Below are 15,464 nucleotides of genomic sequence, written 5' to 3' on the forward strand. Positions count from 1 at the left end.
CAGAGACAGGAGTAGTTGTATTATTATTCAATTAAATTGTCTTCACTTAGCCCACTCATATGAAAAGCTGCTTCCTTATTATCAAAACGTGCCATCAAAGCAACTTTCCCCTCTGTTATTTTCATATAAGTATAGACAGTAGCCTGGCTCTTTATTTCACCGTTCATTTCATACCATGTCCCATGCTGTTCAAGAATAATATTATTTCCTTTAGCAAAGCGGTTTATTGTAACTAATTTTAGATTTGCCCGTTCTAACCAGTCGGCTAAATGATGGCTTCCAATGATTGATCCTTTAGGTCCGTTGATCTCAATATTTGGATGAGTCAGTTCAAGCAAGGAGGGTACATCTTTTATATTCGATTTTTCAATCCATAGCCCTGCTGTTTTAATTGTTGAAGCCAGGGTTCCTTTTTTAGATTGGTATTTTAGAAAAGAAGATGAGCGTTCAATAAGATTTTCTTCCCTAGTGTTAAAAACATGGAGTAAAATCTCTTTAATCTCTTGTTTGTTAGGTTCATCTATAAATAGATATGATTGAATTAAAGATTCTTTTAACGTATAGAACTGTTCTTCCGAAATAACTTCTTCAACATTCTTTGCTTTTATGTGTGCGTAACACATCATTATTTATCTCCTTCCTGTTTAATAGCATTAAGAAAATAACTTGTAGAATAGTGAACAAACTCTTCATGGCTCATATTCCCTTCATAAACCAGGGAATTGTAGATTAGTGGATCAAATAATTGCATGAGCTGAAGTGACAGGAAGCTAGAAGGGAGGGGAGTATCGAAGCATGGACTTTCTATTCCTTCTTCTATCACTTGTCTGAAGCATTCTATAATCTTGTGCTGAATCGAGGATAATTCTTTATTATGATCTTCACTGAATACTGCCCCCATATCAGGAAAACTAGCTAAAACAAATTCAAAAAAATCACTTTTATATCCTTCTTCGATAAAATGAATTATTTTATCTTTTGCTGTTCTATCGCTATAAGATATAGTCTCTACGGATTTAAGAAACTGTAGTATTTTAGGTTTTACAATTGAAAATACTAAATTTTCCTTGGATTTATAGTGCAAATATAGCGTACCCTTGGCAATATCTAATACTTCTGCAATATCAATCATCTTAATATTTTGATAACCCTTGGCTTTTATCAGCTTTTCTGCATTTTGTAAGATTAATTCATTTCTTTGGTTGAATTTTTCTTTCATTCTATTAGACATTTTTTTCCTCCGTAAACTAAAATGACTTAAAGGTCAAATTTGACTTTAAAGTCATTTTAGTTTCTGATCATATAATTGTCAAGTTTATGGATAATAAACTAATTCAAATTCAAAAAGAACAAGTTGTTATGGAACGATTTTTCTATGACATTATCTCAATTATGATAAGGTGGGCTTTGCCTTTTCATTTAAGATATGGTTCGTGATAATCGCCTTTTTAACATTGTCTTTGCACTTAACCAACCTTAAACGTTGCCGGTGTTAAATCTTTAACTGCCGGAATCCAGGCAATCCTAAACAAAACAATAGATATCCAAGGATTGGAAATGAAAGTATAATTATAAAAATACCATTTCATGCGATGGTCATGGTATATAGCCTTCCCACGCGAAACCGCTATTTCAAATCCTCTTTCATTTTATATTTAACAGCCAGGATAGAAAATAATACCAGGAAAATGATGGCCACACCGGCTACATGAATAACATCAGCCGTATGGTTAAAATCCTTGATACTGACAATCGTATTTACCAGCAAGTAAGAAGTCAGGTTTGTATCGCTGATAAGAGACTCCAGCGCACCCGCAGCTATGCCAATCACATTCAGCCCCAGGATGATTCCCGTTACGATGCTTGGAATCGCATTTTTAATAAGCATGGCTGCACATAATACGACAACAGAAAAAGCCCAATGGAGCAAAATCTGCCCTGCCACCAGCCTGGCAAAGTAACCGAAACCGCCAAAGGCAGCATTTTGGAAGAATAGCGATCTTCCAATTAAATCTGCAATGATCATAATAAAAAACATCAATAATGTGAATATACCAAGCATGAGAATTTTGGAAATAACAGAATTTCTCCGTGCATTTTTGATAGATATATAATTTTTATAAAAGCCGGCGTTATATTCACTCATGTAGAAATAAACAGTGAATACCGCAATATACATCAATATCCAGGATGGTGTCTGGGATAGCATCATTTGGATAAATTCACTTTCATTCATATTGCTGATTAACACTTCTCCTTGCCCGTCAGGTTGTTCATATTGCTTTAACATAAATATGCCAAATACTTGACAGGCTATAAAGACCAGCAATAGCACATACATGATTTTATTTGTGAAAAAACGGTTTAAATCCATTTTAAGAAGGTTAATCATGGGTTTCACCGCCATTTCCAGTCCGTTCTAAAAAGTATTGCTCCAACGTCTGCTTATGCTTGGAAATGGAATGAACATAGATATTATTTTCTGCCAGCTTTTTCGTAATTTGCTGACTTCCTGAAGCTGTATCATAAATGTGTATGATCCGATCATCCATTACTTTGTAATTATAAATACCTAAGTGGTTTTCCAGGATAAGAACAGCCATTTCCGCTTCATCTACCTCTATTTCAATCCGGTCTTCACATTGAAGCAGCAGTTCTTCCTTTGTGATATTTTCAATAACCTTGCCGTGATAAAGAATGGCGTATTTGGTAGCTACTTTTGATAGCTCTTCCAGAATATGACTGGAAATAATAATGGTAATCCCGGTTTTATTTAAATCCCAAATTAACTTCCTGATTTCAGAAATACCCTGTGGATCGAGCCCATTGATAGGTTCATCAAGGATCAGAACATCCGGACTGCCCATTAATGCAATGGCAATCCTGAGCCTTTGCTTCATCCCCATGGAATAGTTTTTAACTTTCGTTTTATTTGATTTATCCAATCCAACGAGATCTAATAGGTCATGAATATGTTTCTTACGATTTTTTAATCCATAGGAAATTGCCGTCAAATCAAGGTTTTTATAGGCAGAATAATGGGGGAATATCCCTGTGTCCTCGATTAATAAACCCATCCGTTCAAAATAGGCATGATTTCTTTCTACAGCATTATCGAATAAATGAATTTCGCCAGACGTAGGATATATAAGTCCTCCAATCATCTTTAGCAAAGTAGATTTACCTGAGCCATTTGGACCGATCAATCCGAAAATATCGCCTTTTCTAATTTTAAAATCGACGTTATTGACTGCCTTTTTTAATTTGAATTGTTTCGTGAGCTGTTTCACTTCAATAATTTCACTTGACATATCGGCTGCCCCCTTTGTAATGAATGTACTAAAGATAAGCTAATATAACGCCAAGAAAAGGTTAAGAAAGTTCAAAGAAACATGCTATTTACTTAACCGGAAGCCGATTCCCCAGACAGTATCAATGTATTTCTCTTCATCAAATTGCTTTATTTTATTGCGGATGTTGCTGATATGAACGGAAATGGTTTTATCCTCTCCCATGTATATATCATCCCACGCCAGCTCGTACAGGTCCTGTCTTGTAAATACACGTGCCGGGTTTTTTACTAAAAGTTCAATGATTTTGTATTCCTGTCTTGTCAGGTTTAATTCTGAATGGTGAATGGTAACACACATCGTTTCACTGTCTAAAACTAGGTTTTTATACTTATGTGTCCCGGGAGAATTACTTTGAGAATTTCTTTTTATATGTACATAGATTCTTGCAAGCAATTCTTCTACTTCGAATGGTTTGGTGACATAATCGTCGGCCCCCAAATCAAATAAGTTTAATTTATGATCCAGCTTTTCTTTGGCAGATAATACAATGACAGGGGTATCACAGTTCAAATTTGTTCTTAGTTCACACATAAATTCTTCCCCTGATAAACCGGGGAGCATCAAATCCAATATAATTAAATCATAGACCTGCTGATGCACGTTCATTTTTCCTTCACTGCCGGAAAAGCTTTGCGTGCATAGGAAATTTTCTTTCTGTAGAACGTCGGATATAATATTGTTAATATGTACGTCGTCTTCAATAATTAGAATATGAGGCTGTTTCATTTCAATATCCATGTGCTTCCTCCCTTGGCATTTTTGTGAATATAACACTGATGCAAAAACGATTTTCTTCTAATTCAGCATGGACACGACCATTCATTTTTTCCACGAGTGATTTAACAATAGACAGTCCCAGACCGGAAGTAGGTTTGCTGCGTGAAGCGTCTTCTTTATAAAAACGGGTAAATATTTTGTTAAAGTTGACCAGCTCACTTTCTTTCAGCAGATTGCTAAAGTCCAGCCGGCTTTCCTGCTGATTTTCTTCATAACGAACCGTGAAAGTACCTTCTCCATGCAGAAAATAATTTTTAATAACATTTTCATAAATTCTTTCCAATGCATTTTCATTTCCCATGATATAAACAGGGGATTCTGGCAGAGTCAAGTCAGGCTCCATACCGATTTGCGTAAAGTCATCAATAAAAAAGAAAAGACGCTTGTTTAATGCGTTGATGATATCGGTCTGCTCAAGTTCTAAATGATAATCCGGATTTTCCAGCTTAGTATATAGAAATAATTCATCCACAAGTGTGATAATTTGTTTTATTCTCGTTTGTGCCATTGTGACATAGTGCGTTATTTCTTTCTTATTATCAGAGCGTTCGGCCAGCTGCAGATAACCGACAAGTGATGTCAGCGGGGTGCGGATGTCATGAGACAGACTGACAATTGTCTCATTAATTTCTTCGCTTTTCTTGATAAATTCCTGGTTTTGCTTCCTTTGATTGCGAAGAAGTGTATTGCAGATATCGGTTAATTGATAAATTTCTTTTGGCTTGATTTGTGTTTGAATAAATTTGAAGGAATCATGCTTTGAAATAAAAGCCAATTGATCGCTAATATCTTTTATTTGATTCTTATAGTATATCAGGTAAATAGTTTGGACCAGGAATGCCAGGGATACGATTGTCAGAGCGATAAGCATTTCTTCACTTCCTTTCCTTTCAAAATATGCTGATCTGCGGGCATAGGTAATTATAGTGAGAAATTCCTATGCCTAAATAGTTGGAATAGTGCTGTTATGACTGTTCTAGCATCTATGTTTATTTTGTATTCATTCCTGATAATTCTGTTTATTTTAATAATACCAAAATTTTAATTGACAGGGATACTTGTTTTATATAAAGTGTTCATTAACTATGTCTATAATTTATGTTTTGGTAAAATTCAGGTAATTCATATTAGATTGTAATAAAGAGGAGGAGAATCGTGAAACAGAAAAAGGAGCCAATAAAAAATTGGAGAATTTGGGTTGTTTTAATTGTATTGTTTGTTCTAAGTGTTCCATGGTATTTACCAACTGGATCCTATGAACCTTTTATTTTGGGAGTCCCTTATTGGGCATGGATTATTCTTGGGGTTTCCTTAGCCATATCTATCGTATTAACTTATATTTTAAAGCATCACTGGCATATGACCGATGAAGAAGAGTTATGGGAGGAGGAAGAGGAACAATGAATGATCTCGCTTTTTCAGGCGCTTCCGGTATTATTATTATGCTGTTCTATGGTTTTTTAATGCTATTGATCGGGTTTATTACATATTGGAAAAATAAAGGACTGCATCAATCAAATAAGGAATTTTATCTGGGAGGCGGCAACCTTAGTGTATTTGTATTATTCTTTACTTTCTTTGCCACTCAATACAGTGGAAATACGATTGTAGGCTATGCACCAACTGCTTACCGTATGGGTTTTTTCTGGATGCAATCCATTACCTTTTTCATTTTAATTGTCATAGGATATTTAATATTTGCCCCGAGATTGTATGTATTGAGTAAGAGGTATCAATTTATTACTCCATCAGATTATATTCAGAAACGATTTCAGTCTAAGGGCGTGACATTACTTGCTTCTATACTAATGTTATATGGATTGTGTAATTTTATGCTAGAGCAAATTATTGCGATTGGCCACGGTGTCAGCGGGTTAACGGGGGGCACGATTCCTTATCAGGCTGCTGTGCTGTTTTTTGTTTCCGTGATGGTTATCTATGGATGGCTGGGCGGAATGCGTTCTGTAGCCTATACAGATACCATGCAGGGAATTGCTTTGCTTGTTGGTGTAGTTATCCTGTTGATCGGATCAATGGTTTATTTTGGCGGTTTACCGAGTGCAGTGGAATATACGGCAACTGTCTCACCAGAGAAGCTTGGTGTCCCAGATAGCACGGGGCTGGTCAGTTGGTTTAGTATGCTCTTTCTTGTCATGATTGGAGCGGCGATTTACCCACATGCAATTCAGAGAATATTTGCCGCTAAAAGTGAAAAGTCTTTGAAAAAATCTTTGTCGTGGATGGCGTGGATGCCTTTTGTTACTTCTGGTTTTGTATTTATCATCGGAATTATTGGGATTCAAGCATTTCCCGGACTGAGTGAAGGAGAGTCAGAGCAGCTTGTCGGAATGATGGCAAATCATATCGCTATGCAGAATTCATTTTTTTATTGGGCAATGGTGATTTTATTTGGGGGAATTGTTGCTGCAATTATATCTACTGCTGATTCTGTTTTGCTGACATTATCATCAATTATTTCCAAAGACATTTATGCCACCCACATAAATAAACATGCAAATGAACAAAAACAAATTCTTGTCGGGAAAATAACCGGAGTAGTATTTGTTGTGATTTTAATGCTGATTGCCTGGTATCCACCGGCAACCTTGTATCGGATTTTCATCCTGAAATTTGAACTGCTGATTCAGATTGCTCCTGCGTTTATTCTGGGTCTCTACTGGAAAAGGCTTCATCGTCATGCTGTATTCATTGGTATGCTGGCCGGGACCATTATTGCTTCCATCATGGTATTTTCTGGTTTACAGCCTTTAGGCGTCGCAAGCGGGCTATGGGGACTGGCTGTTAATTTCGTTCTGTGTATCGTGCTGAGTTATGTGATGAAAGATTCAAAAACGGAGGTTGAATGGTTAAGAAAAGGAATATCCTAAAGGGTTATTTTGTTGAATGAAGCAGGAAACAGGTTGTATGGAGAATTACTTTAAAAAGATGATAAAGTTCGATATACAGATTGTCTCGTTTCCAGAATAGGGACACTATGTGATTTTTGATAGAAGGGGAGTAAAGCAAAACTTGTCTTTTCTCCCCGACCCAATTCTTATTTTACAATAGCAAAGTGTTTAATATTAGCTGAACTACTTAGCTGGCTTTCTTTTCTTAACAAAAAAACGGCTTTCTTTTTTTAATAGAGAATCGGCTAGAAAATTAAATTCCTGACTGCTAAATCTTCATTTTTCCAATAATGCATTATCTCTGTCTATCTAATTGACGAGTAGCGGTGATGCTTGCCCGCCGTAAATAATCGATAAATGATGCAGTGCCCTTGTACAGCCGACATATAATAATTTCGTTGCTTGCTCTGTACTTGGATAATGTTCTTCATCGACATCGACCATTAAAACAGCATCAAACTCCAACCCCTTTGATACATACACAGGCAATAAGGAGATTCCGCCTTCATATGATTTATCCTCCGTTGTAATCATTGTCAGCTCTGGAATCTTTTCTTTTAGTTCTGGATAAACCTTGTTACAATCGGCCTCGGATCTTAAAATAACTGCAATAGTGTTCATATCCTGTTTTTTCATCTCGTGAATCCAGCTTATGATTTTACCTGATTTATCTTCTGCTTCTACTTGTTGAATATGCACCTCCTCACCGCTTCGGAATATCGGCTCTGCATAGGCGGGACGATTGGCAAGATGACGGAGAATCGTGTTGGAAAAGGCAATAATCTCATAGGTGGAGCGATAGCTTTTCGTCATTTGAAAGAATTTTGCACGGGATATACCAAAAAGATCGATAAAGTTTTCCCACTTATCAATTCCTTCGTTGCTGTGAATGCCTTGTGCTAAATCTCCTAATATCGTAAAGGATGCTGTTTTGGTACGTGCGTTTAATACAGATACCTGATATGGGGAAAAATCTTGTGCTTCATCAATCACGACATGATCAAATCGTTCGTCTCTTTCTACCCCGTACCAATAATCATGAATATCAAGCAGGGGAGCCAGGTCATTCAATGTTATTTTATTCTTGGGCGGCAAAAGCTGAGGCTTCCCCATTCTTTTTAAGATTTGGGCGTAAAGCTCGTAAGGTTTCCTTTTTTTCCATTTCCGTAAATATCTGCGTAATTCCTTTTTGCCATCTTTACGAGCTTGCTCCTGCTCTTTTTTCTCTTCATACATCTTCGCTTCAATTTCTACCCAGCGTGTTAACTTTGCTTTCAGTCGTTCGTATTTCTTGATCACAGAGTTGCCTTTAAAATCTGCATCCAGCCAGTTTTTCATTTTTTCCAGCGACACACCCTGCCTGTTTTCCCAAGGAATAAAGTCTTCCTTGGGCAGCCATTCTTTTTCCAGCTGTGATAATTGTTCTCTGATTTGCTGTTGGAATGCCAACGAGCCTTTCCAGTTATCCTGCTCGGCTGTATCTGATTCAAAAAATGCTTTTCTTCTTTCACTGAGAGATTCCAGCTTGCATGCTGGGTCATCGATAATGGAAGTCATGACCCATTTTGGAAAGGTGGTCTGGACAATATCTCCGACGCCCAATTCGGGCAGCACCTGTGAAATATAATCAAGAAAGATGGTATTGGGTGCAAAGATAATCATCCGCTGTGCTGTTAATTGTTCCCGGTATTCGTATAATAAATAGGCCAACCGGTGAAGAGCCACCGTTGTTTTCCCGCTCCCGGCAACTCCTTGGATAATTACTGCCTTATTTAAGGGGTAGCGGATGATTTCATTCTGTTCCCCCTGGATGGTAGCAACAATATCACGAAGTCTATTATCTTTTTGGTCTTTCAGTTTATATAATAGAAATTCATCTCCACCAGCAGCCTCCTGCTCTCCGCGGATATAACGGTCTACCACCCTTTGCAGCTCCTGCTCATAGGTGACAATATTTCTTTTTAAGTAGATTTCACCCTCCACGATACCGTCTGGAGACAAATAATAGACATCATCTTCACTTCCGCTGAAGCCGTAGAATAAGCTGGCAATCGGTGCACGCCAGTCGGTGATCAGGACATCCCCGGTATTCTCATCAAAAACACCGGCTTTACCAATATAAGTGGCTGTCACTTCCTCATTATCTTCATCTTTAAAATCAAGCCGGGCGAAGTAAGGCTCTTTTTCAGCAATGGTTAAAGATTCTCTTAGTCGCCTTCGATTGTCTTCCAATACTTTTTCGGTAAAATCATCACCGAGATATTCAGGTATAGAAGCCAGTCGTTCGTATTGTTTATTGATAGCAGTTACTGTTTCAGATAAACGCTCTTTTTCTTTCTCAAATTTCATTGTGAATCCCTCCTTAACTGAATGTCTCGTTATTTTAGCAATAAATTTCAAGAAAATATAGACTTATATATTTCCTTGATGTATACTACTAAATACAGTAGTGCTAAAAATAAAATTACATAAAATGTAAAAAATTCCGGAGAATATGATAGACATCCTGGAGTTTTTTCTGTTTTTGTCCCAGCCAGCCCGGTTTGAAAAAAATAAATAGCTTTTATCATGGACAATACATCTGATACAGAGTAAAATATGGTTCTTGTTCAGAAAGAATATTGAAGGAGTATGCAGGATGGAAGGGAATAAATTATTATCATCATTATGTTATTTTAGTATATTTTTTGCGCCATTTTTATTTCCGATTTTAGTATGGATTTTTGGAGATGAAGAAGCAAAAACACATGCGAAAAAAGCCTTGTGGACACATCTTATTCCAATTATCGGAACGATTATAGCAGGAATCATTATCTTTTCAATTGGTATCGGACAAATTTGGACGGGTGATGTAAGTGGAGGATTGCTTCTCGCAACGGTTATTGCGGTAGCTGTTTGTGTTATCATTGACATTTATTATTTTATCTGGAATATAATTAAAGGAATTCAAGTACTGTCTGCATGATTTTTTCAATTAAGCATCATATACGAGCATTAAAGGAATCTATATGGAGTATCTCATCCTATATCGATTCCTTTTTGTTTTTATCACAAAACAGCTGAGAAAACGCTTGTTTCAAGAGACCCTGAAGGTGAATAAACATGGGGATGAATAGTAAATCGCTTTTTATTGCAGTTCCAAAAATATAAACTTTCTTACAGCCTCAGCGCAACGGTTTATTAGACCGAGTAATCCAGTCCCCTGTTTCAACTAAAATTGTCATCTATAGGCTTCATGACAACCAAGGTTTCTTATATAAGTGTATAAAAAATATAAATCGTAATAATTACTGTTTACACAAGAAGTTAAATGGTTTATAATAAATTTTATTCGTAATCATTACGATTATGATTGTTAAGAAATAGAAAATAAATAGCTAATATCGAAAGGAGTAAGTTTAGAATGGCTAAAAAGTCTAAAATTGCAAAAGAGAAAAAACGCCAGAAAATGGTTGAACAATATGCTGAAATAAGAAGAGAACTAAAAGAAAAAGGGGATTATGAAGCACTTCGTAAGCTGCCCCGGGACTCTTCACCGACACGTTTAAAAAGCCGTTGTGAGGTAACAGGCAGACCGCGCGGCTATATGCGGAAATTCGGCATGTCCCGTATTGCTTTTAGAGAATATGCACATAAAGGACAAGTACCAGGCGTGAAAAAAGCAAGCTGGTAACAGGCTTAGTGAAAATAGTACGGTATCATTTGTCACCGTGTTATTTTTCCGGTACCAGATCCTAGAGGACATGAAGGAAAATGAACATTCGTCAATGGCTGGCGATAAAATACATTTTCTTTCATGTGCATATGATGTGATTCGATAAGGAGGAAAAGTATTGTCACAAAAGACACCTATTCCAGTAACTATCTTAACCGGTTTTCTGGGCGCTGGTAAAACAACACTGCTGAATAAATTGTTACATGACCTGTCTGACCAGAAGGTTGCCGTCATTATTAATGAATTTGGAGACACCTCGATTGACAGTCATTTGGTAGTATCAACAAAAGAAGAAATTATTGAAATAAACAGTGGCTGTATTTGCTGTAATGTACGGGGCGACTTGATAAACTTATTAGATAATTTAATGGAACAGGAAGAAAAGCTGGACCGTGTTGTCATTGAAACAACAGGCATGGCTAATCCTGCCCCAGTTATTCAAACCTTTTTAATGGATGAGCAGACTGCAGATTCCTTTGAAATTGACAGTGTGATTACAATGGTAGACGCCAAGCATATCGGACAGCATCTGCAGGAAGAAGAGCCGGCCCAGCAGATTGCTTTTGCTGATGTTTTGCTTGTAAACAAAACAGACCTGATTTCAGAAGATGAAAAAAGGGAGCTCAAACAGCAGCTTTTGCATATGAACCCAAATGCCAAGCAGTATTATACTACTTATGGAAATGTCAAAACCAAAGATTTAATAGGGAAAAAATCCTTTGATTTAGATCATGCTTTAAACATTGATCCTAATCTGTTAAAAGAAACACATCACCATCATCACAATCATCAAGTGACATCCTTTGTATTCCAGGAAGATCGTCCGCTTGATTTAGACAAAGTGAATAAATGGTTTGCCTATCTGGTCCGTATAAAAGGAGAAAGTTTATACCGTTACAAGGGTGTACTTTTCATTAAACAGTTTGATAAAAAAGTTGTATTTCAAGGGGTACATATGCTGTTTGCTGGAACAGAGGGCGAGGTATGGAAAAAGAATGAAAAAAGACAAAGCGAGGTTGTCTTTATTGGAAAGCATCTTGACCAGAAAGAATTGGAAAAAGGCTTTCAATATTGCCTTGCTTAATTTTTGATGTCATAACCGTAATAGTTACGTTTTATGAGGGCGATGATGAAAAAAATATATGATGTCATAATTGTAGGGGCCGGCCCTTCAGGTATTGGTGTTGCGTCTATATTGAAGCAAATGAATGCATCCTACTTATATTCAGAAAATAAATTGGCATGCCTTTGCCTGGAAGGTTTCTGGTTCAATTAAACAATTTTTACTTCAGGCAATGCCGATATTTTTAGCTATCTGTCTTATAGCATCTATACTCCAGGCGATCAATGTTTTGTCTCTTTTCAGCTGGCTTGCCATGCCGGTATTATATTTATTTTCTCTGCCGGAAGAGGCAGCTCCGGGACTGATCTTTTCTTTTATCAGAAAAGATGGCCTGCTTGTTTTAAATGAGGGGCAGGGCAGTTTATTGATGGACATGTCACTCAGTCAGGTTTTTATTCTTGTTTACTTAGCATCTACACTTTTCGCCTGTCTGGTCACCTTATTTGCAATTGGCAGGGAGCTTGGCTGGGAAACTTCCTTGTCCATTGGCGGCAAGCAGATGCTGACAAGTGTTGTAAGTACAGTAATTCTTGCTGGAGGATTGTATTTCTTATTTTAAAAAGAGGAGGACAAATAAATGAAAAAAATTCCTGTTACGGTATTAAGCGGCTATCTAGGAGCCGGAAAAACAACTTTATTAAACCATGTCTTACATAACCGGGAAGGGTTAAAGGTGGCGGTCATCGTCAATGACATGAGTGAGGTCAATATTGATAGTGAACTGGTTCAAACGCAGGGCGGTTTTTCACGTACGGAAGAGAAGCTGGTCGAAATGTCCAACGGCTGTATTTGCTGTACATTGCGGGAGGATTTATTAGTGGAGGTTGAGAAGCTCGTAAGACAGGGGGAGTTCGATCATATCCTGATTGAGTCCTCTGGCATTAGTGAACCGATTCCGGTTGCTCAAACCTTCTCTTATATTGATGATACGGTGGGAATTGATTTAACACAATACTGCCGTTTGGATACAATGGTTACTGTTGTCGATGCGAACCGCTTTTGGCATGATTTTGGTTCAGGGGACTCACTGCTTGATCGGAAACAGGCTGTCAGCGATATCGATGAACGGAACATTGCCGATTTATTAATTGATCAGATTGAATTCTGTAATGTACTTATTCTCAATAAAACGGATTTAGTCAAAGAAGAAGATTTAGTAAAGCTGGAGAAAGTTATTCGTACATTACAGCCGGAAGCAAAAATCATCCGCACCCAGCATTGTGATGTTGATTTAAAGGAAATCGTTCATACCAATCTATTTGATTTTGAAAAGGTCAGTGAATCGGCAGGGTGGTTGCAGGAATTAAATGCAGGGATTGAAAATCACACGCCGGAAACAGAAGAATACGGGATTAGTTCATTTGTATACCGGTCCAGATTGCCATTCCATACGGAAAGACTGGTGAGCTGGTATCAGGATTTACCAAGAGAAATCGTCCGTATGAAGGGAGTAATCTGGTGTGCGACACATAATGATTTAGCTTTATTATTATCGCAGGCAGGCCCTTCTGTAGAGGTAGAGCCATTAGCCTATTGGGTCAATTCCTTGCCAAAAGCCCGACAAAAGGAAATATTAGAGCACAATCCGGAGGTTAGAGATCTGTGGGATTCGGAATTTGGAGACCGCCATACTAAACTTGTTTTCATCGGAATGGGTATGGACCGTGAACAGATAACGGAGGATTTAGAACGCTGCCTGTTGAGCGAGTCAGAAATGAGCGAGGACTGGTCAAGATTCAGAAATCCATTTCCTTGGCAGCTATCATAAAAAGGAAAGGGGCTGTAAACAGATGATTTTATCAGGACAAACGATAAAACAGCACGTATATAACAATCAGTTGTCTATTACTCCTTTTCAGGAATTAAGTATTCAGCCAGCCTCTGTTGATTTGCGGTTAGGGGCGGAATTTTTAGTCGTTGATGATATATCCACTCCTTATTTATCCATTGATAAGTTGGCAAACTATCAGGAAATAGAGATAGCGGATAAAGAAACAATAACTATTCCACCGCAATCCTTTATGCTGGGAACGACTATGGAGAACATCGGTTTACCTGATCATTTAACTGCTTTTGTGGAGGGAAGAAGCTCGATTGGCAGACTCGGTGTTTTTATTCAAAATGCCGGCTGGATTGATCCGGGATTTTCCGGACAAATTACGCTGGAATTGTTTAATGCGAACCGTGTACCTGTAAAGCTGCAAGCGGGAATGCGTGTGTGTCAGCTGGTTATCGCTGCGGTGGATCAGGAAACAGAAGGATACAGCGGAAAATATTTATTTCAGAAAGGTACAACGCCGAGCCGTGTATATTTGGATCAGGAAAGAAAGGGGAAAGAAGAATGAGCAATAAAATTCCAGTAACTGTTTTGAGCGGATTTTTAGGAGCGGGGAAAACATCCCTGCTCAATCATCTGCTTCAAAATCAGCAAGGCTTGAAGATAGCGGTTATCGTCAACGATATGAGTGAAATTAACGTTGATGCGAAATTGGTAAAGGAAGGCGGATTTGTCAGAACAGAAGAAAATATGGTGGAAATGACAAATGGTTGCATCTGCTGTACCTTGCGGGAGGATTTAATGGTCGAGCTTGAAAAATTGGCTAAACTCGATATCGATTATGTGTTAATTGAATCCAGCGGCGTATCAGAACCGATTCCGGTCGCCCAAAGTTTCGTTTATGCTGATGAAGAATTAGGAATAAACTTAAATACCTTTTTCCAGCTTGATACGATGGTAACTGTGATAGATGGACATCAGTTTTGGAGAGGCTACCAATCAGAGGATCTGTTGATGGACCGCCAGATGGAGGTTTCTGATGATGACGAGAGAGGGATTGTTGATTTATTGGTAGATCAGATTGAATTTGCCAATGTGATTGTTTTAAATAAGACAGATAAGATGTCTGATGAGGATATAACATCATTAAAGAGCCTGCTCTATAAACTGAATCCGGAAGCAAAATTTATTCCGGCAACGTATGGACAGGTCAATCCATTGGAAGTGCTCCAAACAGGCCAGTTTGACCTTGAAGAAGCAAAGCATGGAGCCGGCTGGATCAAGGAATTAAATGAAGAGCATATACCGGAAACCGAAGAGTATGGTATCAGCTCCTTTGTTTACCGGAGCAGAAAACCATTTCACCCGGAACGCTTTCAGGCATGGCTGGAGAATTGGCCAAAAGAAATCCTCCGGGCAAAAGGTTTTTTCTGGTTAGTCACCAGAAATGATGTAGCAGGGTTTTTATCCCAGGCAGGTTCTATGATGACGCTGGAAGGAGCAGGAAGATGGCTGGCAAGCTATTCCGAAGCGGAACAGGAAGCGTTAAAAGTCCAGGACCCTTCTTTGTTTGAGGATTGGGATGAACAGGCAGGCGACAGAATGACAGAGCTTGTTTTTATTGGCAGTGATATGGATAAGGAAGGGATTACAACGTCGCTGAATGATTGCTTAGTGACGGAAGAAGAAGCGGAGAATCCGGTCTCGTCCTTTGTTGATTTACTACCTGCTTTTCCTGCCATTTAAAAGAGAGATTCTTGGTAATGTTTCTTAATATAAGGAGGGGAATGCACGTTTTATGTATTCCCCT

At 38.0% G+C, this 15,464-nt stretch carries 16 protein-coding genes; 9 read left to right on the forward strand and 7 right to left on the reverse strand.

Annotation, left to right across the window (positions count from 1 at the left end; translation table 11 throughout):
• Positions 1-23: 23 nt before the first annotated feature.
• The 6 genes from FLK20_RS21930 to FLK20_RS10800 form a co-directional block, all read right to left on the reverse strand.
• Positions 24-626: a hypothetical protein gene (locus FLK20_RS21930; protein WP_227994993.1), complete on the reverse strand. Its 603-nt coding sequence runs from the start codon at positions 624-626 to the stop codon at positions 24-26.
• Entirely contained in the window at positions 626-1,231 is a 606-nt protein-coding gene (locus tag FLK20_RS10780) for a TetR/AcrR family transcriptional regulator (protein ID WP_152656572.1), read from the reverse strand. The genes FLK20_RS21930 and FLK20_RS10780 overlap by 1 nt, the downstream gene beginning before the upstream one ends.
• Before the next feature lie 396 nt (positions 1,232-1,627).
• Entirely contained in the window at positions 1,628-2,392 is a 765-nt protein-coding gene (locus FLK20_RS10785) for an ABC transporter permease (RefSeq protein WP_194165602.1), read from the reverse strand.
• Complete coding sequence (locus FLK20_RS10790) at positions 2,385-3,311, reverse strand: ABC transporter ATP-binding protein (RefSeq protein WP_152656574.1); 927 nt, start codon at positions 3,309-3,311, stop codon at positions 2,385-2,387. Before FLK20_RS10790 ends, FLK20_RS10785 begins: the two co-directional genes overlap by 8 nt.
• 84 nt (positions 3,312-3,395) lie before the next feature.
• Positions 3,396-4,091 (reverse strand): response regulator transcription factor, encoded by a 696-nt coding sequence (locus FLK20_RS10795; RefSeq protein ID WP_227994995.1) that lies wholly within the window; start codon positions 4,089-4,091, stop codon positions 3,396-3,398.
• Positions 4,081-5,001, reverse strand: a complete 921-nt coding sequence (locus FLK20_RS10800) for a sensor histidine kinase (protein WP_152656575.1) — start codon at positions 4,999-5,001, stop codon at positions 4,081-4,083. Before FLK20_RS10800 ends, FLK20_RS10795 begins: the two co-directional genes overlap by 11 nt.
• A 284-nt stretch (positions 5,002-5,285) precedes the next feature.
• Here FLK20_RS10800 and FLK20_RS10805 point away from each other — a divergent pair, with 284 nt between their 5' ends.
• On the forward strand, positions 5,286-5,534 hold the full coding sequence (locus tag FLK20_RS10805; protein ID WP_152656576.1) for a hypothetical protein: 249 nt from the start codon (positions 5,286-5,288) through the stop codon (positions 5,532-5,534).
• A complete protein-coding gene (locus FLK20_RS10810; RefSeq protein ID WP_152656577.1) occupies positions 5,531-7,018 on the forward strand; it encodes a sodium:solute symporter family protein in 1,488 nt (495 codons plus the stop codon). Before FLK20_RS10805 ends, FLK20_RS10810 begins: the two co-directional genes overlap by 4 nt.
• Positions 7,019-7,348: 330 nt before the next feature.
• On the opposite strand, the gene FLK20_RS10815 is transcribed toward FLK20_RS10810, so the two are convergent.
• Positions 7,349-9,388 (reverse strand): HelD family protein, encoded by a 2,040-nt coding sequence (locus tag FLK20_RS10815; protein WP_152656578.1) that lies wholly within the window; start codon positions 9,386-9,388, stop codon positions 7,349-7,351.
• Positions 9,389-9,677: 289 nt separating this feature from the next.
• On the opposite strand from FLK20_RS10815, the gene FLK20_RS10820 reads away from it, so the two are divergent.
• The 7 genes from FLK20_RS10820 to FLK20_RS10850 all read left to right on the forward strand — a co-directional run bounded on the left by FLK20_RS10820 (position 9,678) and on the right by FLK20_RS10850 (position 15,400).
• A complete protein-coding gene (locus tag FLK20_RS10820) occupies positions 9,678-10,004 on the forward strand; it encodes a magnetosome magnetite crystal formation protein family (protein ID WP_152656579.1) in 327 nt (108 codons plus the stop codon).
• A 438-nt stretch (positions 10,005-10,442) separates the two neighbouring features.
• Positions 10,443-10,712 carry a 30S ribosomal protein S14 gene (gene rpsN, locus FLK20_RS10825; protein WP_077603963.1) on the forward strand — a complete coding sequence of 90 codons (270 nt, stop codon included), beginning with the start codon at positions 10,443-10,445 and terminating at the stop codon, positions 10,710-10,712.
• A 160-nt stretch (positions 10,713-10,872) separates the two neighbouring features.
• A complete protein-coding gene (locus FLK20_RS10830; RefSeq protein ID WP_152656580.1) occupies positions 10,873-11,838 on the forward strand; it encodes a CobW family GTP-binding protein in 966 nt (321 codons plus the stop codon).
• Between the two features lie 124 nt (positions 11,839-11,962).
• Positions 11,963-12,436: a hypothetical protein gene (locus FLK20_RS10835; RefSeq protein ID WP_152656581.1), complete on the forward strand. Its 474-nt coding sequence runs from the start codon at positions 11,963-11,965 to the stop codon at positions 12,434-12,436.
• Between the two features lie 18 nt (positions 12,437-12,454).
• A complete protein-coding gene (locus tag FLK20_RS10840) occupies positions 12,455-13,645 on the forward strand; it encodes a GTP-binding protein (RefSeq protein ID WP_152656582.1) in 1,191 nt (396 codons plus the stop codon).
• A gap of 22 nt (positions 13,646-13,667) precedes the next feature.
• Positions 13,668-14,222 (forward strand): dCTP deaminase, encoded by a 555-nt coding sequence (gene dcd, locus FLK20_RS10845; protein ID WP_152656583.1) that lies wholly within the window; start codon positions 13,668-13,670, stop codon positions 14,220-14,222.
• On the forward strand, positions 14,219-15,400 hold the full coding sequence (locus tag FLK20_RS10850; protein WP_152656584.1) for a GTP-binding protein: 1,182 nt from the start codon (positions 14,219-14,221) through the stop codon (positions 15,398-15,400). Before dcd ends, FLK20_RS10850 begins: the two co-directional genes overlap by 4 nt.
• Positions 15,401-15,464 lie beyond the last annotated feature (64 nt).

It is taken from the genome of Oceanobacillus sp. CFH 90083, assembly GCF_009389585.1.
Classification (GTDB): Bacteria; Bacillota; Bacilli; order Bacillales; family Amphibacillaceae; genus Oceanobacillus.